Source organism: Achromobacter sp. GbtcB20 (genome assembly GCF_019091095.1).
Classification (GTDB): domain Bacteria; phylum Pseudomonadota; class Gammaproteobacteria; order Burkholderiales; family Burkholderiaceae_B; genus Achromobacter; species Achromobacter mucicolens.
On the sequence record NZ_JAGXJZ010000594.1, the window covers coordinates 1 to 264 of the forward strand.

General features: G+C 58.0%; 1 protein-coding gene. It reads left to right on the plus strand.

Going from position 1 to position 264, the window contains the following annotated elements:
• Positions 1–264: YgjP-like metallopeptidase domain-containing protein (locus tag KVT32_RS30365; protein WP_217619461.1), on the plus strand; the 264-nt coding region annotated here is incomplete at both ends.

Below are 264 nucleotides of genomic sequence, written 5' to 3' on the forward strand. Positions count from 1 at the left end.
GACATCGACATCACGTTCAAGGCGGTGAAGAATGTTCATCTTTCGGTTCATCCTCCGGAGGGCACGGTTACCCTCGTGGCGCCGACTGGCACACGGCTCGAAGTGGCGCGCGCCTTTGCCATTTCCAAACTGCGCTGGATTCGCCAGCAGCGCGCGCAATTGAAAAATCAGATGCGTGAAGCGCCTCGTCAGTTTGTGACGAGGGAAAGCCATTACGTCTGGGGGCGTCGCTATCTACTTGAAGTGGTAGAGCGCGATGCGCCG